The sequence below is a fragment of the Streptomyces sp. NPDC021212 genome, from assembly GCF_044332925.1.
Taxonomy (GTDB): Bacteria; Actinomycetota; Actinomycetes; order Streptomycetales; family Streptomycetaceae; genus Streptomyces.
The window spans coordinates 148,683-172,681 of sequence record NZ_JBIRPZ010000014.1; the positions used below are offsets into that span (position 1 = coordinate 148,683).

General features: G+C 69.7%; 21 protein-coding genes and 1 pseudogene. 12 read left to right on the forward strand and 10 right to left on the reverse strand.

Features of this window, described 5'->3' with window-relative positions; genetic code table 11:
* Nucleotides 1-883: 883 nt before the first annotated feature.
* A complete protein-coding gene (locus tag ACH4SI_RS32740; protein ID WP_398302116.1) occupies nt 884-2,185 on the forward strand; it encodes a cytochrome P450 in 1,302 nt (433 codons plus the stop codon).
* 265 nt (nt 2,186-2,450) lie between these two features.
* On the opposite strand, the gene ACH4SI_RS32745 is transcribed toward ACH4SI_RS32740, so the two are convergent.
* Both ACH4SI_RS32745 and ACH4SI_RS32750 read right to left on the reverse strand, forming a co-directional pair.
* Entirely contained in the window at nt 2,451-3,998 is a 1,548-nt protein-coding gene (locus tag ACH4SI_RS32745; RefSeq protein ID WP_398302118.1) for an MFS transporter, read from the reverse strand.
* 305 nt (nt 3,999-4,303) lie between these two features.
* Nucleotides 4,304-4,951, reverse strand: a complete 648-nt coding sequence (locus tag ACH4SI_RS32750; protein WP_398302120.1) for a TetR/AcrR family transcriptional regulator — start codon at nt 4,949-4,951, stop codon at nt 4,304-4,306.
* Between the two features lie 140 nt (nt 4,952-5,091).
* Between ACH4SI_RS32750 and ACH4SI_RS32755 the strand changes: the two genes are divergently transcribed.
* The 7 genes and pseudogenes from ACH4SI_RS32755 to ACH4SI_RS32785 all read left to right on the forward strand — a co-directional run bounded on the left by ACH4SI_RS32755 (nt 5,092) and on the right by ACH4SI_RS32785 (nt 12,214).
* On the forward strand, nt 5,092-6,237 hold the full coding sequence (locus ACH4SI_RS32755; RefSeq protein WP_398302122.1) for a VOC family protein: 1,146 nt from the start codon (nt 5,092-5,094) through the stop codon (nt 6,235-6,237).
* On the forward strand, nt 6,234-7,175 hold the full coding sequence (locus tag ACH4SI_RS32760; protein ID WP_398302124.1) for a fumarylacetoacetate hydrolase family protein: 942 nt from the start codon (nt 6,234-6,236) through the stop codon (nt 7,173-7,175). The genes ACH4SI_RS32755 and ACH4SI_RS32760 overlap by 4 nt, the downstream gene beginning before the upstream one ends.
* A complete protein-coding gene (locus tag ACH4SI_RS32765) occupies nt 7,172-9,067 on the forward strand; it encodes an acyl-CoA synthetase (protein WP_398302126.1) in 1,896 nt (631 codons plus the stop codon). The genes ACH4SI_RS32760 and ACH4SI_RS32765 overlap by 4 nt, the downstream gene beginning before the upstream one ends.
* Nucleotides 9,064-10,596, forward strand: coding sequence for a bifunctional 3-(3-hydroxy-phenyl)propionate/3-hydroxycinnamic acid hydroxylase (locus ACH4SI_RS32770; RefSeq protein ID WP_398302128.1), 1,533 nt, complete (start codon nt 9,064-9,066; stop codon nt 10,594-10,596). The genes ACH4SI_RS32765 and ACH4SI_RS32770 overlap by 4 nt, the downstream gene beginning before the upstream one ends.
* 4 nt (nt 10,597-10,600) lie before the next feature.
* Nucleotides 10,601-11,283 (forward strand): annotated as a pseudogene (locus tag ACH4SI_RS32775) (IS5 family transposase).
* Between the two features lie 122 nt (nt 11,284-11,405).
* Nucleotides 11,406-11,711, forward strand: coding sequence for a hypothetical protein (locus ACH4SI_RS32780; protein ID WP_398302130.1), 306 nt, complete (start codon nt 11,406-11,408; stop codon nt 11,709-11,711).
* A 320-nt stretch (nt 11,712-12,031) separates the two neighbouring features.
* Nucleotides 12,032-12,214 (forward strand): hypothetical protein, encoded by a 183-nt coding sequence (locus ACH4SI_RS32785; protein ID WP_398302132.1) that lies wholly within the window; start codon nt 12,032-12,034, stop codon nt 12,212-12,214.
* Between the two features lie 342 nt (nt 12,215-12,556).
* On the opposite strand, the gene ACH4SI_RS32790 is transcribed toward ACH4SI_RS32785, so the two are convergent.
* Both ACH4SI_RS32790 and ACH4SI_RS32795 read right to left on the reverse strand, forming a co-directional pair.
* Nucleotides 12,557-13,303, reverse strand: a complete 747-nt coding sequence (locus ACH4SI_RS32790) for a phosphotransferase family protein (RefSeq protein ID WP_398302134.1) — start codon at nt 13,301-13,303, stop codon at nt 12,557-12,559.
* 132 nt (nt 13,304-13,435) lie between these two features.
* Complete coding sequence (locus ACH4SI_RS32795) at nt 13,436-14,377, reverse strand: hypothetical protein (protein WP_398302136.1); 942 nt, start codon at nt 14,375-14,377, stop codon at nt 13,436-13,438.
* 125 nt (nt 14,378-14,502) lie between these two features.
* On the opposite strand from ACH4SI_RS32795, the gene ACH4SI_RS32800 reads away from it, so the two are divergent.
* Nucleotides 14,503-14,994 (forward strand): DUF2975 domain-containing protein, encoded by a 492-nt coding sequence (locus ACH4SI_RS32800; RefSeq protein ID WP_398302138.1) that lies wholly within the window; start codon nt 14,503-14,505, stop codon nt 14,992-14,994.
* The gene (locus ACH4SI_RS32805; protein WP_398302140.1) at nt 14,994-15,215 is read left to right on the forward strand and encodes a helix-turn-helix domain-containing protein; all 222 of its coding nucleotides are present in this window, start codon (nt 14,994-14,996) and stop codon (nt 15,213-15,215) included. The genes ACH4SI_RS32800 and ACH4SI_RS32805 overlap by 1 nt, the downstream gene beginning before the upstream one ends.
* Before the next feature lie 249 nt (nt 15,216-15,464).
* On the opposite strand, the gene ACH4SI_RS32810 is transcribed toward ACH4SI_RS32805, so the two are convergent.
* On the reverse strand, nt 15,465-16,400 hold the full coding sequence (locus tag ACH4SI_RS32810) for a LysR family transcriptional regulator (protein WP_398302142.1): 936 nt from the start codon (nt 16,398-16,400) through the stop codon (nt 15,465-15,467).
* Between the two features lie 514 nt (nt 16,401-16,914).
* Complete coding sequence (locus ACH4SI_RS32815; RefSeq protein WP_398302145.1) at nt 16,915-17,445, reverse strand: GNAT family N-acetyltransferase; 531 nt, start codon at nt 17,443-17,445, stop codon at nt 16,915-16,917.
* A 656-nt stretch (nt 17,446-18,101) separates the two neighbouring features.
* Here ACH4SI_RS32815 and ACH4SI_RS32820 point away from each other — a divergent pair.
* Both ACH4SI_RS32820 and ACH4SI_RS32825 read left to right on the forward strand, forming a co-directional pair.
* The gene (locus ACH4SI_RS32820; RefSeq protein ID WP_398302147.1) at nt 18,102-18,830 is read left to right on the forward strand and encodes a 3-keto-5-aminohexanoate cleavage protein; all 729 of its coding nucleotides are present in this window, start codon (nt 18,102-18,104) and stop codon (nt 18,828-18,830) included.
* Between the two features lie 617 nt (nt 18,831-19,447).
* On the forward strand, nt 19,448-20,275 hold the full coding sequence (locus ACH4SI_RS32825) for a calcium-binding protein (RefSeq protein WP_398302149.1): 828 nt from the start codon (nt 19,448-19,450) through the stop codon (nt 20,273-20,275).
* Between the two features lie 758 nt (nt 20,276-21,033).
* Here the strand turns inward: ACH4SI_RS32825 and ACH4SI_RS32830 are convergent.
* The 4 genes from ACH4SI_RS32830 to ACH4SI_RS32845 all read right to left on the reverse strand — a co-directional run bounded on the left by ACH4SI_RS32830 (nt 21,034) and on the right by ACH4SI_RS32845 (nt 23,983).
* The gene (locus ACH4SI_RS32830; protein WP_398302151.1) at nt 21,034-21,927 is read right to left on the reverse strand and encodes an NAD-dependent protein deacetylase; all 894 of its coding nucleotides are present in this window, start codon (nt 21,925-21,927) and stop codon (nt 21,034-21,036) included.
* Between the two features lie 136 nt (nt 21,928-22,063).
* Nucleotides 22,064-22,504 carry a VOC family protein gene (locus tag ACH4SI_RS32835; RefSeq protein ID WP_398302153.1) on the reverse strand — a complete coding sequence of 147 codons (441 nt, stop codon included), beginning with the start codon at nt 22,502-22,504 and terminating at the stop codon, nt 22,064-22,066.
* A gap of 386 nt (nt 22,505-22,890) precedes the next feature.
* Entirely contained in the window at nt 22,891-23,322 is a 432-nt protein-coding gene (locus ACH4SI_RS32840; RefSeq protein WP_398302155.1) for a hypothetical protein, read from the reverse strand.
* Between the two features lie 172 nt (nt 23,323-23,494).
* Nucleotides 23,495-23,983 carry a prolyl-tRNA synthetase associated domain-containing protein gene (locus ACH4SI_RS32845; RefSeq protein WP_398302158.1) on the reverse strand — a complete coding sequence of 163 codons (489 nt, stop codon included), beginning with the start codon at nt 23,981-23,983 and terminating at the stop codon, nt 23,495-23,497.
* Nucleotides 23,984-23,999: the final 16 nt, after the last annotated feature.

The window sequence follows — 23,999 nt, forward strand, 5'->3', positions numbered from 1 at the left end:
GCTGCTGAGGCCGACCTGGACGCCGAACTGCCAGCCATCCGGCTGCCGCGCCTGGGCGACCTCCGCAACCGCGGCGTATGGGGGGGGTTGAAAAGTGAGCACCCCCCGCCGTCCTCTGGGCACCGGTCCCCGGCCCGACGCGCCGCAGCCGTCGGCAATCGACCGCCCCGAGCGCGCCCGCATGGCTGCGGAGCGGGCCACCGCGGAGCCGCCCGCTCCGTCCGACGAGGAACAGCTCCCGACACAGCTGCCGGGGCGCCGCCCGCTGGGCATCGGACCAGAGCCGGACCAGCCCAATCCAGGTGGAACGCAATGACGACGACGTGCAGGGGGCCGGGTCGGCACGCCAACGCCGTCTTCAAAGCCGAGGAACTGGACGTGGTCAAGAGCGCGCCACGAGCACCGGCCCTACCAGGCCCGCACCCAACTGCCACCCGATGCCCAGAATCAGCCTGCTGCAACGGACACCGGCGCTCACCGACTGCTGCGAACCCGCATCCTCGGCGGCCTCATCAGCGAGTACCGATACGCAGCGTGACGCGCAGCGACGACTTTTTCTTCGCAGTAGGTCCTCTGCCCATTCGTCGGCTGCTGCGAAGCACTGCCCGGGCCGCTGCTGGGCGTTCTCCGGCCATGGTGCAAGGCCGCGCCTCGGAGCTGCTACTTGGCACTTCTGGCGCACACCGTCACACTCTCCGCTGCCCCGAGAACAGCGCCCCTCGCGTGGCGGCGGCGACGGCGCTTGCCCGCGCGCCGAGGGAGCAACCTGCTTAGATGTGCGGCCGTTGGCACCCTGACGGTTGGTCCGATCGGGTCCCACGGTTAGCCTGTGCCCCTCGCCATACCAGCGGCCGTGCTGATCCACCGTTCCCAGGAAGACCTCGTGACCAATCTCCAGGACCCGCAGGATATTCCGGACCCTCAGGACACGCCTGACGGCACGGGCCCGGTGGCGCCGCCTCCCGGCTGCCCCGCCCACGGCGGCGCCTCGCCGTTGTACGGGTCGCGGTTTCTGCGGGATCCGACCGAGAGCTACCAGCGGATGAGGCGCGACCACGGGCAGGTCGCCCCGGTGCTGCTCGAGGCCGACATACCCGCGTGGCTCGTCCTCGGCTACCGCGAGACGCGCCAGATCCTCGGCGACACCCAGACCTACGGCCGTGACCCCCGCCGCTGGAACCGCTGGGACGAGGTTCCGCCCGACTGGTCCCTGATGCCCTGGGTCGCCTACAGCCCCATGATCCATTGCACTGAAGGGGACGAGCACCGGCGGCGCTCGGCGACCGTCAGCGAGGCTCTCTCCATCGTCGATCCCTTCGAACTGCGTGCGCACTGCGAGCGCTTCGCCGACGCTCTGATCGACCAGTTCGTCGGCAGCGGCAAGGCGGACCTGGTGGCCGACTACGTCTACTCGCTGCCCGCCTTCGCCGTTGGCATGATGTTCGGCGTGCCCGAGGACCAGCTCGACGACCTGGCGTGGGCTCTGACGGCAAGCCTTGACTCCAACGAGGACCCCATCCCGGCCCAGCAGCGGGCCGCCGAGATAGTGGGGCGGCTGGTGACGGCCAAGCGTGAAGCGCCGGGCCTGGACGTCACCTCCCGGTTCATCCAGAGCGCCCCGGACCTCACCGACGAGCAGTTGGTCGGAGACATCATGGTGATGATGGTCTCGGGCTTCCCTGCCACGTCGTACTGGATCGGCACCACCGTCCGGCTGATGCTCACCGACGCCCGGTTCGCCGTGACCCTCGCGGGCGGCCGAAGGAGTATCGGCGAGGCCATGACCGAGGTGCTGTGGGCGGAATCCCCCGTCCCGAACATCATCGGGCGCTTCGCCACTCGGGACACCATACTCGGAGGCCAGCGCATCCGCACCGGTGACCTCCTCGTCCTCAGCCTCGCCGCCGCGAACACGGACCCGCTGCTGTGGGCCGACACCACGGCGGGCTTCGCCGGGAACAACGCGTACCTGTCCTTTACCGGCGGCGACTACGGATGCCCGGCGGGCGCGTCCGACCTGGCCAAGACCATGGCGGAGACGGCGATCGAGGTGCTGCTCGACCGGGTTCCGGATCTGACCCTGGCGGTCGAGCCCGAGGAGCTCGAGTGGGTTGACTCCCTGTGGTGCCGAGCCCCATCCAGCCTCCCCGTCACCTTCACCCCCACACACATCAATGCGGGCTAGGGCTTGTCTGACAAACGATCACCGTGTGGGTTCGCGGAGCCAGAACAGCATCGAGCCAGAACGACTCCGGCGTGGTAGCGATCGGTGAGCAGTCGACTGGGTTGTGCCAGTTCGGAGCTGCTTGAGGTGGCGGAGCACCGTTCGAGCGTTTGCGGTAGACGTTCGCTTGGAGAGGGGCTCGCACAGCCCGTGCCGTTCAGGGAGTTCATGCCTCGGAGCCCCGGTCGGGGGTCGGCGGTTCCTGGGGCGGGCCCGTGCTCGGGGTTCAGGAATCGGCGCGGGGGGCTTGGCGGGGGGCGCGGAAGAGGCACCCGATGGCTGCGGCGAGCACGATGACGGCGACGACGAGGAGGGAAGCTGACAGACCGCTGATGAAAGCGTCCTTGACGGCCTGCGTCAGGGCGGGACCCTGGGAGCCGGCTTGTTCAGCCACCTGCAGACCGGCGGCCGCGGAGTCGTGGACGGACTCGGCTGCCTGGGGCGGGAGCTGGTCGATGCTGGAGGGCAGGGCGTCGCGGTAGTGGCTGCCGTAGACGGAGCCCATGAGGGCGATGCCGACGGCGGAGCCGACTTCGCGGGTGGTGTCGTTCATCGCGGAGGCCACGCCTTGCTGACCGCGGCCGAGGGAGCCGGTGATGGCTGCGGTTCCCGCGGCTCCGGTCAGTCCGATGCCGAGGCCGCACAGGACCAGCCCGCCGAGGAAGGGCAGGTAGCCGGAGCCGGCGTGGACCCGGGAGATCGCGAAGAGACCGCCGCTGAGCAGGGTCAGGCCGACGACCATCACGGCTTCCATGCCGAGCCGGGTGACGAGGTGGGGGGTGATGTGGGAGGTGGGCAGGACGACGACGGCGACGGGGACGAGGGCGACGGCGGCTTTCAGGGGGCTGTATCCGAGAATGAGCTGGAGGTACTGCAGGCCGACGAAGAAGAACCCGAAGACGGCCATGAACTGCACCAGTACGGTGACGGCGCCGGCGCGGAAGCCGGGGATGCCGAACAGGTGCGGGTCGAGGAGCGGTTGGTCGTTGCGCAGCCCGAAGAAGGCGTAGGCGGCGAAGCCGGCGACGGTGACGGCCAGGGCGGCGATGACGGCGGGTTCTGTCCAGCCCTGTTCGTTGCCCTCGACGATGGCGAACACCAGGCAGCCGATGGCGAGGGCGGTGCAGGTTGCGCCGATGACGTCGGGTCGGTGGGGATGGGGGTCCTTGGTGTTGGGGGCCAGTGCTGCCGCGGCAGCCCCCGCGACCAGGGCGGTTGCGGCACTGGCGACGAAGATGGAGCGCCAGGAGAACTGCTCCAGCAGGGCGCCTGCGGCGAGCATGCCGATGATGGCGCCGGCCGCCGCGAAGCCGGACCACACCGCGACGCCCTTGGCTCGCTGCTCGGCCGGGAAGGCGGCGGTGATCGTGGAGAGGGTGCCGGGCATGATCATGGCCGCGCCGATGCCCATGACGACCCGCCACACGATCAGGTGGGCGGTGGTGTCGGCGAGGGAGGCGGCGAAGGAGGCGGCGCCGAAGACGACGGCCCCGGCGACCAGGACGTGGCGTCGGCCGATGCGGTCGCCGATCGCGCCGAGCGGCAGGACCAGCGCGGCCAGCGCGACGGTGTAGGCGTCGGCGATCCAGGTGAGTGATGCGTTGGTGGCGGACAGGTCCACGGCGAGGTCGGGCAGGGCCAGGTTGAGGGCCGAGACGGAGGCGACCACCAGGACGAGGGCCAGGCACATGGAAAACAGGACGCCGCGGTGGCCGGCCCGGCCTGCGGCGGCTTCTTCGGACGGCTGAAGGGAAGGGCGGGGAGTCGTCGTCATGGGGTACGTCCCTTGGATCAGGGTGACGGAGCGGCGAACCTTGATCACGTTGAGAGCAGCAATGCCGATGGATTCGAGCGTGACCGGGCGTGCCCCGTCGTCCGCTGTCACCGTTTCGGGCGCCGGGGAACGCCTGCGTTCCGTGCGGTCCCGCTTCACCGTAACTGATGGCATCATCAATTACGAGTTTTCAATCAGCCGGAGGTCACCGGTGCGTCCCATGCGACCGGGAGTGTGGCAGGCCCCCGCGCCGGGAATCGGTGCGGGGGCCTGGACGGGCGTGCGGCCGGCGGGGCCCGCCGAGGTCAGGGCAGTTCAGGCAGCGGGCGGGTGGAGATCTCGTGGGCCTCGTTCGCCGGGAGTCCGAGCATGCGCAGGATCATCTCGGCCATCTGCTCACCGGCCGCGGCGTCGAGATCGCGCGCCGAATTGAGCTGGATCAGACCGATCAGCGCGCCGCCGACCGCCGACAGGGCCACGATCGGGTCTTCGAAGGTGAAGCGGCCAGATGCCTTGCCGACCTCCAGGTCGCGCAGGGCGCGCGGGCCGAGCCCGGTGGCGGCGTTGATGTGCGGCAGGCCGCGCAGGCGCAGGATCTGGGTGATCTCGGGATGTGAGGCCGCCAGCCGCAGCGTGAGGCGGACGCTGGCGGCGAAGACCGCAGCCGGGTCGTCGATGTCCTCGGTGACGCTGTCGAGCAGCTGCCCGTACTCCTCCAGGGCGTCACCGACCGCGGCGTCGAACAGGTCGTTCTTGGTCTCGAAGTGGTTGTAGAACGTGCCGAAGCCGACATCGGCGCGGGCGGCGATCTCCTGGATGCTGGCCTGGGTCTCGCCGGTCTCGGCCAGGATCTGCCGCGCGGCGCCGATCAGCGCCCGGCGGGTGCGCGCCCGACGGCGCTCGAAGCGGTTCGCACTCGCGGGGCTGTCAGGGGTGTCGAGCTTGTTCGGCATGCCACCAGTCTAGATGCATTCAGATCTGATGATTCCATCACTAGGCGCTTGACGATTGCTCCGCCAAGTCTGATGCTTCTATCAATTCAGAGCTTCTCATCAGAAGCGTGTCCGTTCGAGCCACCACTGACGGAGCCCCTATGTCGGACGATCGAGCCCGCCCGCCCGGACCCACCACCGCCCACCAGGACCTGCACAGCGAGCACGGGCCGCTGCGCGGTGAGCATCCCGGGCGCGCACGGCAGCCCGTGATCAAAGTGGCGGACCTGGCATGGCTGGAGTTCGAGAAACCCGATCTGGTCCGCGCCGAGGTGTTCGCCCGCGACTTCGGCTTCGCCGTCGCCGCGCGCAACGGCCGGGCGCTGTATCTGCGCGGCACCCTGCCCGGCTCGGCGTGCGTCGTCGTGCGCCACGGCCGCACCTCGCGGTTCCTGGGCCCGGCGTTCCGCGCCGCCGAGCGCGCGGACCTGGACCGCCTGGCCCGCGCCACCGGCCATCCGGTTCGCGAGCTCGAGGAGTTCGGCGGTGGGCGGGTCGTGGACCTGACCGACCCGTCCGGCTTCCCGGTCCGCGTCGTCCACGGCACCGAGCAGCTCCCGGCCCTGCCCGAACAGTCCCCGCTCTCGCTCAACTTCGGCGGCCGCCGGGCCCGGACCAACGCCACCCAGCGCCCGCCCCGCGAACCCGCCCGGATCCAACGGCTGGGGCACGTGGTCCTGGAGACGCCGAGGTTCACCCGGGCCCTGGACTGGTACCTGGACACCCTCGGCCTGATCGTCAGCGACTTCCTGTTCCTGGACGGCCGGCGCGACCGGGGGCCCACGATGGCGTTCATCCGCTGCGACCAGGGCAGCACCCCGGTCGACCACCACACTCTCGCGATGCACCTGGGCCCCCGCACGGGCTATGTCCACTCCGCCTACCAGGTCACCGACCTCGACGCGATCGCCGCCGGCGGGCAGTACCTCGCCGAGCGCGGATACAAGCGCAGCTGGGGCATCGGTCGGCACATCCAGGGAAGCCAGCTCTTCGACTACTGGCGTGACCCGGACAAGCTGATGGTCGAGCACTTCGCCGACGGCGACCTGTTCGACTGCGACCTGGAACCCGGCTGGGCCCCGATGTCCGCGAGCGGCCTGGCCCAGTGGGGCCCACCCGCCACCCGCGACTTCCTCGGCGCCAGCCCGACCCCCGCCCTGATCCGCGAGGTCGTGCGCGCACTGCGCGCCGACAACGAGATCGACCCCGGCCGCCTGCTGGGCCTGATGAAAGCGATGAACCGATGAGCGTCAACGTCCTGCGCACCGCCGACGGCTGGTACGCCCTCCGTGATCAGCACGCCGTCCACGTCCGGACCGCGGCCGTCACCACCGCCGAACTGCTGGCCGACCGCGATGCCGTCACCAGCGCCGTGCACAGCACCGCCGCCGGTCTTCCGGTCGCCGACCTCGCGGTGCTCTCCCCCGTCACCCCGGGATGCCGGGTCGTGGCCCAGATGGCGAACTTCGCCTCGCACGCGGCCGATGCGGGCCTTGCTCCGAAGAGCGTCCCGCTCGCGTTCTTCCGCAAGGCGTCCGGGTCGATCAGCGGCCCGTACGAGGACATCGTCAAGCCCGCCCACGTCCGGCTGCTCGACTACGAAGTGGAGATCGGGCTCGTCATCGGCGCACCGCTCCCGGTCGGCACCCGGGTCTCCGCCGCGAACCTCGCCGATCACGTCGCCGCCCTCGTCATCACCAACGACGTCTCCGCCCGGGACCTGCAGCTGCCCAAGACCCAGTTCTACGAGGCCAAGTCCTACCCCACGTTCACCCCCACCGGGCCGGCGCTGGTGCTGCTGGAGGAAGGCGACCTCGACCGGTTCGCCGAGCTGCGTCTGCGCCTGTGGGTCAACGGCGAACTGCGGCAGGACATGCCCGCCTCCGACATGATCCACCGGCCTCTCAAGGCCCTCCAGGCGCTCACCGGCTTCCAACGGCTGGACCCCGGCGACGTGCTGCTCACCGGCACCCCCGTCGGCACCGCCCTCAGCGCGCCGCCCAAGCCGGTTGAGATCCTGGGCTCGCTGCTGCCGGCCGCGACCAAGTGGCGCCTGTTCTTCAAGTCCCAGGCCAAGAACCCCAAGTACCTGCGGGACGGCGACCTGGTGGAGGCCGCCGTCGCCACCGACGACGGCAGCCTCGACCTGGGCCGCCAGCGCACGACGGTGCGGTACGCGCGATGAACGAAGACCTACTGTGGCCCCGCTATCGCGGCCCCGACGACCTGCCCTCCATCGAGGCCGTCCCGCTCCAGGCACGCGGTCTGCCCGGCTCCACGTACGACCTGCTCGTCCGCGCGGCGAGCAGGTGGCCGGACCGCACCGCGCTCACGGTACTGCCCGAGGCCGCCCGGTGGCGCGAACCGGTACGGCTGCCCTTCGCCGGGCTGCTGGAGCGGGTGCACCGCTACGCGAACCTGCTGCACCGTCTCGGGGTGCGACGCGGCGACGCGGTGGCACTGATGGCACCCAACTGCGCAGAGCTCATACCGGCCGTGTTGGCCGCGCAGCTCGCCGGGATCGCCGCACCACTCAACGGCGCGCTCGGCCCGGCGCACCTGCGCGAGCTGCTGCGGCGCTCCGGTGCCCGGGTCCTCATCACCGCAGGTCCCGAGCTGGCCCCGGAGGTGTGGGCGAAGGTCCCCGAGCTGACCGGCGCACTGGACGCGGTCCTGGTGCTGCGCCCCACGGGCGCGCAGGCCCCTGCGGCGCCGCTGCCGAAACTCGCCGGAGTCCTGGTCGGCGAACTGGCGGAGCTGTCCCTGGAACAGGACGTGTCCGGCTTCGCGGGCGAGGCGCCCGCGGCGGGTGACCTGGCGGCGTTCTTCCACACCGGTGGCACGACGGGCACCCCGAAGCTCGCGGCGCACACCCACGCGGGCGAGGTCGTCAACGCCTGGATGATTGCCGCGAACTCGATGCTCGACGGCGACGCCGTCGTCTTCGCCGCCCTGCCCCTGTTCCACGTCAACGCCCTGGTCGTCACGCTGCTGGCGCCGCTGTTCAAGGGCCAGCAGGTGGTGTGGGCAGGACCACTCGGCTATCGCGAACCGGCCCTCTACAAGGAGTTCTGGTCGATCGTCGAGCACTACGGCATCACCGCCATGAGCGCGGTACCGACCGTCTACCAGGTGCTCGCCCAATGCCCGGTCGGCGCGGCGGACATCAGCAGCCTCCGGCAGGCCATGGTCGGCGCGTCTCCGCTGCCCGACGCCGTCCGCACCGCGTTCGAGGCCCGCACCAAGGTGACGCTGGTCGAGGGGTACGGCCTGACCGAGGCCACCTGTGCCAGCGTCCGCGGCTTCCCCGACGCGCCGCGCCCCGGCGCTGTCGGGCAGCGCATGCCCTACCAGCGCGTGAAGGTCGTCCACCCGGACTCGTGGACGGAGCTGCCCACCGGGCAGACCGGGCTGCTGGCGATCGGCGGCCCGACCGTGTTCGCCGGCTACGTCACCGGCCGCGACGACCGAGGCCGTCCGGTCCTCGATGGCCTCGGCAAGCTCGTGGACGGCTGGCTCGACACCGGCGACCTGGCCCGGCTCGACGCCGATGGGTTCGTCCGCCTGGCCGGCCGGGCCAAGGACCTGATCATCCGCGGCGGCCACAACATCGACCCGGCCGTCATCGAGGACGCGCTGCTCGCCCACCCGCACGTCACCGGCGCCGGCGCGGTCGGACGCCCGGACCCGCACGCGGGCGAGGTCCCGGTGGCGTACGCGACCCTCGCACCGGAAGCGGACGTGAGCGAGGACGAACTCCGCCAGTGGGCCGCCGAGCACGTCCCGGAAGCCGCGGCCGCGCCGAAGTCCGTCACCATCCTGACCGCGCTGCCGGTGACCGATGTCGGCAAGCCCTACAAACTCGCCCTGCGGGCCGACGCCACCCGACTCGCCGTCGCGGAGGCCCTGGCCGGCCACGGCCCCGACACCCACGTCCACGCGGCGATCGAGGACGGCTCCGTCCTCGTGTCCATCACCCCCGGCACCGGCGACCGCGAGGCCATCAGCGCCGTCCTCGACCAGTACGCCCTGCGCTGGATCTGGTCCCGGCCGACGCCAGGACCGGTGACGTCATGACCGCCCGCACCATCCCGGTCGTCGTCATCGGCGCCGGCCCCACCGGGCTGGCCGCGGCGACACTGCTGGGCCAGTACGGCATCGAGACCCTCGTGCTGGACCGCTGGGAATCGGTCTACCCACTTCCGCGGGCGGTCCACCTGGACGACGAGATCTACCGGCTGCTCGCCCGCCTCGGCGTCGCCGAGAAGTTCGCCGCGATCTCCCGCCCCGCCCACGGCCTGCGGCTCCTGGACCGCGACCTGCGGGTGCTGGCCGAGTTCCGGCGCGGCGCCGACCTCGGCCGCCACGGCCACCCCGAGGCCAACATGTTCGACCAGCCCCAACTGGAGGAGCTACTGCGCGCCAGCCTCGAACGGCACCCGACCGTCACCCTGCGCGGCAACGTGGAGGTCACCGCGATCGAGCAGTCCGACGGAGGCCCGGTGCGAATCCGGCTCACCGACCGGACCACCGGCGAAGCCGGCACCGTGACGGCCGGGTACGTGCTCGGCTGCGACGGCGCGAACAGCCTGGCCCGCGCGACGATCGGCTCCACCATGCAGGACCTGGCCTTCACGCAACGCTGGCTGGTCGTCGACCTCGCCACCGACGCCGACCTGGCCCAGTGGGAAGGCGTGCACCAGGTCTGCGACCCCGTGCGTGCGGCCACCTACATGCGCATCGGCGAGCGCCGCTACCGCTGGGAGTTCCAGCTCCTTCCCGATGAACGCGCCGACGACTACCGCGACATGACCCGCCTGCACCCCCTCGTCCGGCCCTGGACCGGCGACCTCCCCGCGGAGCAACTGGAGATCGTGCGCACGGCGGAGTACACCTTCCGCGCCCAGATCGCCGACCGCTGGCGCAAGCAGCGGCTCTTCCTGCTCGGCGACGCCGCCCACCTCACGCCGCCCTTCATCGGCCAGGGCATGGGCGCGGGCCTGCGTGACGCCGCCAACCTCACCTGGAAGCTCGCCGCCGTCCTCGACGGCCACCTCCCCGAACACGTGCTGGACAGCTACGAGGCCGAACGCAAGCCCCACGCCCGCTCGATGATCACCCTGGCCAAGCTGGTCGGAACCGCGATGACCGGCGGCGGGGACACAGGCAGCGCCCTTCGCCGCATGCTCGCACCCCGCCTGCACCGGCTTCCCGGCCTGAGCAACCGCATTCTCGACAGCCGGACCCCGGCCCTGCACCGGTCAGCCCTGGTCGACCGCGGACGGTTCGGGCTCGGCCTCGCGGGACGTCTGTGTCCCAACGCCCCGTTGCCGGACGGCCGACGCTTCGACGACCTGGCCGCGGGCCGCTACGCGCTGGTCACCTCGGCAGCCGTCACCCCCGCGCTGCGCTCCGAGGTCCACGGCCGAGGCGGTGTGCTGGTCACCGCCTCGCCTGGCACCGCTCTGCACCGTTGGCTCCGCCGGGGCCGCACCGCAGCGGCGCTGGTCCGCCCCGACGGCACCGTCCAACGCACCACATCCGACCCGAAGGCCCTGTGCGGGCTCCTGCCCGCGCCGAGCTCCTGCGGGCGTGTCCGAGGGTGATTCCGTGTCAGTGCGAGGCGAGTTGACGGACGCGGCATGGGAGCGGATTGGACCTCTGTTGCCGAAGCGGGGCGGACGTGGCCGTCCATGGCGTGATCACCGCCAGGTGGTCAACGGTGTGCTGTGGCGGCTGCGGACCGGGGCTCCCTGGCGCGATCTCCCGGAACGGTACGGGCCATGGCAGAAGACGCGCCAGGCTCTCGGCCGCTCCCGTGGAGGCCTGACCACCAAGGTCCACCTCGCCGTCGACGGCCGTGGCCTTCCGCTGTCGATTGTGCTCACGCCGGGCAACATCAACGACGCTACCGCTTTCGGCCAGGTCCTCGACAGCATCCGCATCCCGCGCGCTGTGATGGACCGACCTCGCACGACACCGGCACGGGTGCTGGGAGACAAAGCGTATTCCAGCTGGGCGATACGCCACTTGCCGCGGCGCCGGGGCATCGCTGCCACGATCCCCGAACGCCGCGACCAGATGGCCAACCGGCGACGTCGTGGAGACCAGGGCGGTCGCCCACCCGCCTTCGACAGGAACATCTACCACGCCCGCAACGTAGTCGAACGATGCTTCGCCGTCTCAAGCAATTCCGTGCGATCGCGACGAGGTTCGACAAGCTCGCCGATCGCTACCGGGCTGGGAACGTCATAGCAGCTCTGATCTTGTGGCTGCGAGAACCCCGTCGGTGATCATTTGTCAGACGGGCCCCAGTATTCCAGTCTCGTTCGCGATCTTGTCGCGGCCCCGGCTGGGAACGGGTACGGCCACCGCGTGATCATCGGGGGTTGTGTGGACTCCTGAAGATCGTGCGGTGGCCGCAGGCCATAGCGTAGAGCTTGCCCGCTGGCGGACGATGTTCGACCAAGCCATGGCCCAGATCGCGGGACGGTTCGGGCGGGTGGACCCCTGGGCAACCGCCCGTGCCTATCTGCTCGGATTGCTTTCGGGTGCCGTACGCAAGAACTGCTGGCGGTTCGCAGAACAGGCCGGTCACGCCCGGCCCGGACCGATGCAGCGTCTGCTGCGCTATGCCCGCTGGGACGCCGACGCTGTCCGTGACGACATCCGTTCCTACGTTGCCGAACACCTCGGCACCGACGGCCGAGACATCAGCTGAGTAAGGCGCTGCGCCCGGGAAGGCTGCCCGGTAGGCAGTTCTCCTCCGTGGCTGCATAAGATCACCGATCCGCGGCGTCCAGTTCGTGCTGTACACCGGGATCCGCCGGGAGTTTCTGCCCCAGGAGCTGGGCTTCGGCTCGAAGATGCCCTGCCGGCGACGGCTGCGGGACCGGAACGAGGTCGGGCTCTGGAAGCGCCTGCACGAGCTGCTGCTCCCCGCGCTGCGGGACGCAGACCTGCTGGACTTCTCCCGCGCAGCGGTCGACTCCAGCCACATCCCGCGCGGTGAAGGGCGGACCGGGCACCTGTCCGTCCCCGGTGGACCGGGGCAAGGCCGGCAGCAAGCACCACCTGATCGTCGCAGCCCACGGCATCCCGCTCGCGGCAATCACCACCGACGGCAACCGCAACGACGCCACCCAACCGATCCCGCTGATCCAGGCCGTCCCGCCAATCCGCGGCAAGCGCAGCCGGCCACTGCGCCGCCCCAAGCACCTGTAAGCCGACCACGGCTATGACCACGAGGCCTACCGGGACAAGGTCCGCCGGTTCCAGATCACCCCGCACATCGCCCGGCGCGGCACCGCGCACGGCTCCGGCCTGGGCGTGTACCGCTGGTCGTGGAAGGAGCGATCGCGCTGCCGCACTGGTTCCGCCGCGCCGCCTGCGCATCCGCCGGGAGATCCGCGACGGCATCCACCACGCGTTCGTCACCCTCGGCTGCGCCGTCATCTCTTGGCGACGGCTGCGCACCGAACCGTGTCGAGAGCAGGCGATGCGCCCCACCGGGATGGCCTGCTCGATACGTCGACACGCATACGTGGCAGTCAGGCCCGCGCCGCCTCACATCCGGGATCTCAGCACGTCGACCTCACAACCCGGCGCGAAGGGGTCGAAGCCGTGCTCGCCCAGCCAGCGAGCTGCCAGCAGGCTTCGCAACGACCACCACGCGCGGATCACGTCGAGGTCGACGTCGGTGCCATAGCCGGCGATGACGTCGTCGAGGTGCTCCTCGTGTCCGAGCGTGAAGGTGGCGAGGTCGTACAGGGCATCACCCTGGCCCGCCTCGGACCAGTCGATGATGCCCGTGACCTCCTCGTCGTCGACGAAGACGTGCGCGACCTGCAGGTCGCCGTGCGTGAACGCCGCAGTCCACGGCCGGAGCGCGGCCTCGGCGACCTGGCGGTTGCGGGTGACCAGGTCGGCGGGCAGGACGCGCTTCGTCACGAGCCACTCGCACTCGTCGTCGAGTTCCGCCGCCAGCGCGACGATGCTCCGGCCGCCGCGGCCCGGCCGGGGCGGCAGCGGCGCTTCGTGCAGCTTCCGGATGGCGGCGCCCGCCGCGGCCCACGCCGTCGGCGACCCGGTCGACGGCCCGCCGAGGCGCCCAAGCGTCGTCCCCGGGATCGCGGCGATCGCGAGCACGGGCGGCTTGCGCCACAGGACCTCAGGCGTCGGGACCGGGGCGAGGGACATCGCCTCGACCTCGACGTCGATGCGCGCCTGGTCGGCGTCCACCTTCAAGAACACGCCACCGACGCGCAGAGTCGCGCGCTCGGAATGGGCGACGACGACTTTCACCTCATCCATGGGCGACCAGTATCCCGGGGATGATCGCCGGCGTCGCCGGGTTTATCGCGTGCGATGACACGGCTGACCGCGTCCCGCTACTGCGGAGAGAGCCCGCGAAGCATGGCGGACGGGGCCGCGGGCCAGGCTCGCTCAGCCGCGCGTTCTCCCGCAGACCAGGTCCGGGCCGAGGTGGCGGCGCAGTACGGCTGCGAGGGGTGGGCAAGGCCCCTCGCGGCCGAGTTTGAAGCCGGTGGAGACGAAGGTGCGTACCGGATGGAACGGGCCGCTGGGGTTGTGGCAGGAGTTGGTGTCCATCGGACGCTTCTGCGGGTGGGCCAGGGCGAAGCAGGCGAGCAGGATGCGGTTGTCGTCGCCGAAGTAGTGGTCGTCGATGTCCCGGTTGGTGAAGTCCAGGCTGTGGAAGGCGAGCCCGATGTCCTCGGCGCCGTACGGCGCCGAGGCGAGGGCCTCCGGCAGCGTGTCGACGTCGTCGCCTTTGGCGAGGAGCGTTGCCGATTCCCGGGCCCAGCCCCACGGCGGCGGCTCGTCGTCCTCGTCGGCCCAGGGCGGCAGATCGGACTTCAGCCGGGTTCCTACCGGGGGATCGTCCCAGCGAGCTCGTCCCAGGACACCGATATAGGGGAGTTCGGCGTTGGCGCACAGGTCTCCCGCGGCCAGCAGCCACGGGGTGCGCACCACCCGCTCGCGCACCAGGTCCGCTGCCAGTGCGGCGAACGCTTCGGCTGCGACCAGCACCGGTTGTGCCGGTGCGATGAACTCGTCTTTCCAGATCCCCATAGGGCAGGTGTAGCCGATGCCGCCCGCAGGTGGGTCGGCGTGGTCCTCGAGCGCTTGGGGCAGGTCCAGCCCGAACGCCGACTCGGCCAGGGTCAGGGCCCGGAGTTCGGGCTGCTCCACGTCGAGACCGCATTCATAGGGCGACCTGCCGTCTGTCAGCGGCAGGCCCGCCTCCCGCATAGGCCCGGCGAGCCGCTCGAGGCCCGCACCGGTGCGCTCGTGCTCGTGGCCCGGCTCGAGCCGGCACACGATCCGGACGTCTTCCGCGTAGCCGAGCGCACTGTCCGCATTCACCGTCCGCCAGAAGTCGACCGCCTCGGTGCCATGGTGCGAAACCGCCGCCCATTCGCCATGCCTGCCCTTGCTTCGCCTATCGAGATTCGATAGATTCCCATCGTAACTCGATGGAAGGATGGGGCATGGGAAAGCTGGCAGTACGTGCGCTGTGCGCCGTGCTCGTGGTGGTGCTCGCCGGCACCGTGTTCGTACAGGCATCGATGGTGTGGGCGTTGGTCAGCGGGAGTGACCCGGAGGGCGGGTCGCTCCCACTGACCCCGCTGCGCGTGATCACGATCCTGGGCATGGTGTCGGTCCAGGTCGCGCTGGTCTGTGTATGGCGGCTGGTGACGATGGTGCGACACGGAACCGTGTTCTCCCACGCCGCCTTCCGGTACGTGGACGGCGTGATCGGCGCGATCGTGGCGGCTGCCCTTGTATGGTTCGCGGTCACGGCTCTCAATGCGCCGGGCCAGCGGGACGACCCGGGCGTCACCGTCATCATGGGCGGGATCGGCGTGGCCATCCTGGGGGTCGCGCTCATCGTGCTCGTGCTGCGGATGCTGCTCGCCCAGGCGGTCGCGCGCGACGGCGAAGCGGCGCAGATGCAGGCCGAGTTGGAGGAGGTGATTTGATGCCGATCGCCGTCGACATCGACGTGATGCTGGCCAGGCGGAAGATGTCTGTGGGTGAGCTTGCGGATCGCGTAGGGATCACGCCTGCCAACCTGGCGGTACTCAAGAACGGCCGCGCCAAGGCGGTGCGCTTCGCGACGCTCGCCGCGCTCTGCGAGGTGCTCGAGTGCCAGCCGGGCGACCTGCTGCGCTGGAAGGCCGAGGACGCCGCGGGCGGATGACGTGCCCCGGGGCGGGCGTGAAATCGCCCGCGCCGACGTCCTCGACAGGCCACTCCTTGCCGCCCGACTGGCGGAGTGAGTGCAGCCGACCCGATGAACGTCGACGTAAGCAGGGGTCGGCGCCCACGAGAGATTTCGATTGCGAGAGTCCGGGGGGCGTGTGAGACCCGCGTACGCCATACCGCCCGACGGACGAGATTGTCGCTTCGTCAGGTCGGCGGCGTCTCCGTCGTGGTCGGCTGTCGGTGTTCAGCGCGGAATCACCCAGTCCGGTGTCCAAGCCCCGGCGGCGTCGTGGTCGGCTGTTGTGGCGGCGAGGTGGGCGCGGAGGGTGGCCAGCGATGGGTGGGGGTTGTCGCGGTGCCACAGGAGCGAGTGCGGGTAGACGGGCGTGGGATCGGTCACCGGGATGCGGCGCAGGCCGTGGTCGGCGGGCCAGATGAGGCGGGTGTGCTCGCCCATGAAGGTGGCCAGGGCCGGAGTGTCGGCGATGGTGTCGAGGAGTGCGTCGGAGCCGAAGTTGGGGCCGGTCGTCTCGATGGTGAGGCCGAATTCGGCGACGAGGTCGTCGTAGTAGGCGGTCCACTCGGCGCCGGGGACGATGCCGGGCATCCAGATCCGGTGCCCGTCGAGCTGAGCGACGGTCACCGACCGGGTGCCCGCCAGCGCGTGGGCGGGGCCGGTGAGGAGTTGGAGCGGCTCGTCGAGCACCCGGACGGACTCGATGTCCTCGCCAAAGGGCCGACCGGGCGCGGCGACGGCGCGGAAGGACGCGTCGATCGCACCGGAGCGGATGGCGGCGACGGCCGTCTCGATGTCGAGCAGCATCACCACGTCAAGGCTGATCTCGGGGTATGCGTGGTGGAAGCCTCGCATCAGGCCCGACGCCGCACCACGCGAAGCGATCACGTCGACGCGCAGTGGACGGCGACCGGGGCGCACGGACGCGGCCGCGGATTCGGCAGCGCGCAGCAGTTCCCGAGCGTGGGGCAGGAACGCTTGGCCGTCGATGGTGAGCTCGGCGCCGCGCGCGGTGCGGGTGAACAGCCGCACGCCGAGGTCGCGCTCCAGCGCGGCGATGCGCTTGGAGACGGCCTGCTGGGTGACCGCCAGCTCGGCGGCGGCCTCTTGGAACTGCCCCGTGTCGGCGGCGACGACGAAGGTACGGACGGTGTCGAGATCCACGCCGACACTCTATTGTCACAACCGATAGTTGTGACATGTGGCCCTACGGTTGCTTGGTCCCTGTGCATGGTGCTCGCTTTGATGTCCCTGAACGCGGATTGGTTGTGCGGACGAATGGCGAGCGGGCGTCGGGCAGGAGGAGTGAGCCCGGTTGGGGCACCGGTTGAGGCGGCAGTTCGGGTGGCTCTGGGGTCGCACGGGACCAGCGCGCTTGATATTGCGTGCCGTCGCGGCTGTCGGATTTCCACGAGGTGCCGCGCCCTGGGTGAAGACCGCGAAAGCGGCCGCGCTCAACGCCGCGGCTGCGCGGGCTGCTGGAAGCGATGCAGTCGTAAATGTGGGCCCGCCGCCGAGATGGCCCCGTTCAGGGTGCACTCGAAGAACCCGTGCGGCCACTGCCACGTCACGGCTGCCCGACGATGATCATTGGCTGCGGCTCTTCTGTGGGAACTGTCCGAGCTGGGAACTTCCCTGCAGGAAAGCAAACGTAGCCGGCCGAGCACCGGCCCGAGCATCAGGGCCTCAGCAGTCCGCCCACCCACCAGTCGTGCGGCTTGCCATCGTTGGCGATGCCGCGATTGCGCAGTGTCCCTTCGACGGTGAAGCCGACTTTCTCGGCGACGGCACGCGAGCCGGTGTTCCCGGCCATGGCCCACCACTCCATGCGGTGGACGTCGAGGGTGGCCCAGCCCCAGTCACACAGGGCCCGAGCGGCCTCCACCGAGTACCCGCGCCCGCGCTGTTCCTTAACCGCCCAGTAACCAAGCTCCCAGACGCCGCGGCTGACGAGGGTCAGGCAGTACGAGCCGACCAGGGCGCCGCTGTCCTTGCGGAACGCGCCGAGGGTGTAGCCCCTGTCCTCCGCCCACTGAGCGGGCAGCTTCTCGCCGACGAGCTTCTCCGCGTCCGCACGCCGGTACGGCACTGGCACCGGGGTGTAGAACTGGATGTCCTCGTCCTGGCAGGCTTCGTACACCGCATCCACGTCGTCAGGTGTGAAGGCCCGCAGCACCAGACGGTCGGTCTCAAGAGTCACTGGCTCCATCGCGGCAGTATGACCACCATCAAGAAGCGGCGACCAACGAATATCCCGACCGAGCACCGCCCCTCACAACACCCCGGGCTGGTCAACGGTCGTCGCAGCATCCCAGATCAGCTGCCCCCGAGGCAGAGCTACACCCACCATCAATCGCGGACCGAGCCGTAAGGAGACGGTTTCCCCTTCTAGTGGAAACTGATCGCCTCGATGGGCGGCGAAGCTCGCTCGTCCGTCATACCTGTGACCGTCCCCTGCATGCTGTGGCGGGCCCGTGCTGCGCCCCGTCGACCGGGCGGGTGGTCACCAGACCGTCTTCGGCCGGCCCTCGTACAGCTCCACGCGGAGCTGAGGCAGACCACGTGCACGCGGGCATGTCTCGGGGCAGGAGGTCGCGCACACTGACGGGGACGACGACAGCGGCATCAGTTGAGTCGTCCGCAGTGATCACATGCCGCCGGAGCTATGGCACAGCAATACCATTCTTCCGTCGGAGGTCCGAGCGCTGGCGTGGCAGGCAGAGCCGAACCGAACGGCAAGCCTGCCCCCTCCTCACGCGAGCGGAGGTGAATTGCCGGTTCCTTCGATTTCGAGTGGAACGACGGCGTAGTGCGCGAGGGCGGCCTTGAGCGGTGATGTCGGCGGCTGCTGGCATAGTCGCGACCATGCTGCAGGTATGTCTGAACGGGGCGCGAACACGCATGGAGTGCCGGTCTCTCCCGGTATCGGCCCGCGAACTGGCTGCGGAAGCCGCACGCGCTGTGGCCACAGGCGCCGACGACATCCACCTTCACCCTAAAGACTCCGAAGGGCGTGATTCGCTGGATCCCCACGTGGTAGCGGAGGCGGTCACCGCGGTGCGGCGTGCCGTCCCGTCCGGTGTGCCCATCGGGGTCACCACCGGAGCGTGGGCGACCCCAGGCCCCGAGGAACGTACGGCGCTGGTGCGTTCCTGGTACGTGCTGCCGGACCATGCTTCGGTGAACTGGCACGAAGCAGGCGCCGAGCAGGTGGCCGCGGTGTTGCTTGACCACGGAGTTGGCGTGGAAGCAGGCATCTACTCGGGGACCGGCGCGGCAGGCCGGTTCTGCGCTTCGCCACTTTCCCGTCGGGTCTTGCGGGTGCTTGCTGAAGTCACCGATACCAATGCGGCCACAGCCGCACAAACAGCCGTGGCTCTGGTCGAGGAGCTGGCCCCCGTCGGCCTGACTCCGTTGCTGCTGCATGGAGAAGAGGGCGGAGCGTGGCCGGTGCTGCGGGTAGCGGCCCGGCTGGGGCTGGATGCGAGGATCGGCCTGGAGGACGCCCTGGTGCTGCCCGATGGCACCACAGCAGCCGACAACGTCGCACTCGTGCAGGAGGCACGAACGTTCCTGGCGGGCGAGGGGTGGTAGCCGCTCGCGCCGTGGGTCCTTCGCGTGGCGTCTCGAACGTGATCACCGTGTCGGTACCCGCCCGATGCCCACGCCGGAATGCGGTATAGCGGTTCTGCGCGATGCCTCTCGGAATGCGATGGCGCGACGCAGCATCCGCGATCTGCGCACCACGGCGTCAGGTGGCTGTCTCCTTCAGGCCATGGGAGGGATGGCAGCCCGTCCGGCGCCGCCCAGTGAGCTCGAGCTATGCCTGGGGCGACAACGAAGGGCCCTCACCGACGGGGGATGCGGTGAGGGCCATATTCAGTGTGGCACGGATTAAGCGCCGAAGCGCCCGGCCTGGTAGATGTATTAAGCATATATCTATGAGCCAGTTGTCAGGGAGCGGATGTTCCGAGCGGTGCATCGGCGGGCGGTGCCGGCAGGGGCATGGACGGGACTCATCGGAATTCCCGCCGCTCACAGAACGCACGCTTCGGCAACGTAGGGAGAATTCCCGGTGTCGTAGAGCTGAACGCGAAATGGGGATTCGAAAAGATCGGTGAACAGGGCATGGGAACGGCACAACCTCGCGTGGATTTTCCACGTCGAAAGGGGTGATCGGAAATCAGATCCACTCCCCACGGAGGTTTTACGTGTCCACCCTTGGCCCGCGCTCCCGCCGCGTCCGCCCGGTCGGCGTCGCCGCCTTACTGGCCGTCGCGGCCAGCACCGGACTCTTCGCCTGGAACGCCCAGGCCGCCACCTCGCCCGCGTCGTCGTCGCCAGTGTCGCCGGCCGCGTCGTCGGCCACCGTGACCGTCACCGACGGAGCGATGGCCTACACGGCGGCCGACGGCCAGACCAACAAGCTCATCATCAAGCGGGTCAGCGAGACCGATACCACGCTGGCCTTCGGCGTCGACGACGTTGTCGAGATCACCGCCGGCACCGACTGCACCCACCCCACCACCACCGACCTGACGTATGTGACCTGCACCGTGCCCGTGCCCGACCCGGACCACGGCGGCGACCAGGGCAACGTAGAACTCGGCGAAGGCAATGACAGCGTCAAGATCTCCGGCGGCGATGTGAACGTCGACGGCGGCGCCGGGGACGACACCATCACCGGCGCATCCGTCGCGGTGGGCGGCGACGGCAGCGACACCATCAGCCACGCCACGAACGCAAACGGCAACGCCGGCAACGACACCATCACCGAATCGTTCGCGGTATGGGCCGGGGACGGCGACGACATCGTCATCGGCGATGACGTGGCCAACGAGATCTACGGCGGCCCCGGCAACGACTATCTCGACGGCGCCGGCAACGATGACTCGATCGACGGCGAAGAGGGCGACGACACCATCAAGGGAGGACCGGGCAACGACTACCTCTTCGGCGGCCCCGGCCAGGACAGCATCGACGGCGGCCCCGGCAACAACGTCATCGACCAGGACGGATCCATGCCTGAGGGGTTCTGAGGGGACCTCAAGGGATCGCAAGGGACCTCAGCGACCTGAACCACAAGACGCCCCGGGCCGACGCCCCGGGGCGTTCACCCGCGGAGCGGGCAGACGGTCAACTCGACCGATTCCGCCCGTGCTTCATCGGCGGCCGGGGGTCGGGAAGCTCGGCGAAAGCGGTGGCCGAGTAAGGAGCGCTGGGGCCGCCCCAGCTCGGTGAACCGAAGGCGAGGAGACTGCTCGTGGCCAGCCCGGTGGCCACGAGCAGTGGCCCAGCGGCGCATCATCATGCCCACCACCCTGCCCGGACCCGGCCATCGCGTAGCCCAGCTCAGGGGATTCACTCCACGGGTGGCTGCCTCCAGAACCCCTCAAGCCCGGTGTGCAGAGCAAGCACCTCACCGTCCTGAGGAAGAATGCCGGCAGCGCTCACAACGGGGAGCGTCGTGCGGCTGGCGATCGACACCGAGACGGACACATACGAGCAGGCTGATCGGCTCGACCGCCGGCCTGGTCGCGATCCGGCTGTACGACCTGACCGGCGATGACATCGGTTTCGGCTGGTACATGACGGCCGCGTGCCTGGTGTCCGTCCTGGTCGCCGTCTTCGCCCTGCCGGCATAGGTCGATTACCACGAGCCCGACTGGTCCAAGACCCGTCTGGCGACGCGGAAGCCCGCGCTGAGCGAGCCGACTCCGAGGTGATGCCTCCAGTACCGATGCCCCGCGATCCGTACCTGCGTCGGACAGGGATGGCCTCCCGCTCAAGCTCCGCGTCAGGTCTGTGCCGACTCCGGGATGCCCAGCCGGCCTGCCACGGCGGTGAGGGCCGTCCCCAGCGGAAGGGCGACCCGGATGACGGCGTGCCGGTCGCCCCGGGTCGGGCCCAGGTTGACGATCAACACCGGTTTCCCGTCCTGGGCCGCCTGGCGGACGAACCGGAGCCCGGACATCACCGTCAGTGAGGAGCCCAGGACCAGCAGCGAAGTGGCCTCACGGACCAGCGTGCGGCAGTGCTCGACCCGACGCGGCGGAACGGCTTCGCCGAAGAACACCACGTCTGGTTTGAGGATGCCGCCGCAGACCGTACAAGGCACCACGCGGAAGTCCCCGACCTGTTCGTCGGTGAGGTCGGCGTCACCGTCCGGGTTGATTCCGGCCGCCACCGGCTCGAAGCCCACATTGGCCTCCTCCAGTCGCCGGGCAAGTGCGCGGCGCGGGCTGAAGGCGCCACAGGAAAGGCAGACCACCCGGTCCAGGCTTCCGTGAAGTTCCACGACACCCTCGCTGCCGGCGGCCTGGTGCAGGCCGTCGACGTTCTGGGTGATCACACCCGAGAGCAGGCCGTGCCGCGCGAACGCGGCCACGGCCCGGTGCCCAGGGTTGGGGCGGGCGCGGCCGAAGGTGCGCCAGCCGAGGTGGCTGCGAGCCCAGTACCGGCGCCGGGCCTGGGCGTCGGCTGTGAAGTCCTGGTAGGTCATCGGAGTATGCCGGCTCAGGCTCCCGCCCTCCCCCCGGTAGTCGGGGATGCCCGACTCCGTGGAGATGCCCGCCCCGCTGAGCACCAGCACACCGCCGGTGCTCAGCGCATCGGCGACCGGCTCCAGATCCGTGCTGCCCGGCGGCAGGTCCTCAGTAGGGGTCCAGCTCAAAGTTGGCCGCATGCGCATGCGGCCAGAGTACGGAACAAGCTGCGACCGCCTGCTTCCGCCTTCGTGCTGCTGCGTCGCTGAACGGTCGCGCGCCGGGTGGTGTCTCGGCCACCGAACCTTGGTCCTGGGGGCACGCGTCCCCTTCTCCGGCCGCTCAGCTGAGTTGCTCGGCGAGTCCGACGACGACGCCCTCCGGGCCGCGGACGTAGCACAGCCGATAGATGTTCTCGTACTGCACGATCTCGCCGACGAGTTCGGCACCATGGGCCCGCAGGCGGGCAACGACATCATCAATGTCGTCGACGGCAAACATGATGCGACGAAGGCCGAGCGTGTTTGCCGGCGCGTCTTTCGGCTCGGGGGTGATGGCCTTCGGTCTGTGGAACTTGGCCAGCTCTACTCGCCCGGGGCCGTCCGGGACCCGCAGCATGGCGATGTCCTGCTGGACGTCAGCGAGCCCGATGACACGCTCCGCCCCGCGCCATTCGAGAGGCCCCTTACCTTCCAGCTCCATGCCGAGTTCGACGAAGAACGCAATGACGGCATCAAGGTCGTCGACGACGAAGAGGACGTTGTCCATCCGCTGGATTGCCATGCTGGACCTCCTTCGCGTGGTACGGCCACGGTGGCCGGCTTCTGCCCCTGAGACGGAGCGTACAAGCCGTCCTCGACAACGCACTGCGAAACCGGCGTCGGCCACGGCCCCCGCTCCCTCGACCGCTGGCTCGACCTCCGAACCGACAGGACAGTGGCATGCTCGTGCAGCGCACGATCGTGCACTCGACCGGCCGGTGAGTGCCGCCCAAGCACCGGAGTGGAGGGATGCGGGCGAAGTGACCGCGGTGGTGAGGGCTGCGGTCGGCGAAGCCCGGTTCAGGCGGGGAGATGAGGCGCGCTTCGCGCCGTATCAAGGCCAGATCCCTCCCCGAGCGCTAAGCTTTTCGGGGAGGGCCCTGGCCTTGATACGCAGACGTGCGGTGCTCAGAAGTAGGGGTTGTAGGCCGGGGACGAAGCGCGGCAGGTGTCAGTACCCGCGTCGTCCACGCAAACCTCGACCCTCAGGGCGTAGATCCGCCATTCCGCGTTGATGTGCTTGTTGTGCCACTCGGCATAGTTGGCGTCGCACCCGCTGCTGTTCCAGCGCTTGCCCGTCCTCCAGTTCCCGCCGTCCCCCTCGTAGACACGGAAGCGGAGGTAGACCGGGTGGCTGTCGCACTTGTTGTCCTTCACGGACATGTCGATATTCGTTGCCTGCGAGCCGTTGCTCTTGAACGTGAACGTCGCACTGCCGCAGGCCCCCGTGAAGCATGCGTCGAGCCGGTCGCGGACGTCCGTCGGCTTTGCCGGGGGCAGGATCGCCGCACCGACAGCAGGAACAAGCCGCTTCGGCGACTGCACTGTGGCCGCCGCCAACGCGGCTAATACTCCAGTCTGACTTCGCGATCTTGTTGCGGTGAGCCGAAGGGCGTTAGTTGTCACATAGGCAGGCTTCTTGTCACCTACAGGGCTGGGTGCTGCTGTTCTGGTGTCCACGAGGTGGCTCGGTGTGGGCTTTGACGGGCACGCGGACCGGCTTCGCCGGGGCTCAGACTTTGATCATGCGGTACTCGACCCCGAGTCCTTCGAGGAAGGCGAGCAGGTCCTTGGTGGCGATGAAGATCGTCGCCCTGTTGTCCCCGGGGTGGAAGGTGAGGGTTTTCTCTTCGAGCATCTCGGTGTCGAACAGCAGCGTCACCTCGCGGTGGTGCGGGTCGATGAGGCCGAACGGTGAGACCACTCCGGGTTCGAGTCCGAGCGCGGTCGCCAGCCGCTCTGCGGAGCCGAACGACAGCCGGTTCTCGCCGAGCGTGGTGACCAGATTGTTCAGGTCGAGTTCCTTCTGGTCGTCCATGATTAGCAGGTATCGGGCCGTGCGCTTGCGGTTGACGAGGAACAGGCTCTTCGTCCGTACGCCTTCGTAGCCCTCGATGAAGGCGTCGGCCTCCGCGGTTGTTCGCGCCTCCTCGTGTTCGACGAGCGAGAACGTGATGCCGGCGGCGTCGAGCGCCCCGGTGATGTCGCTGCGGGTGATCATGTGTACTCCTGCGTGG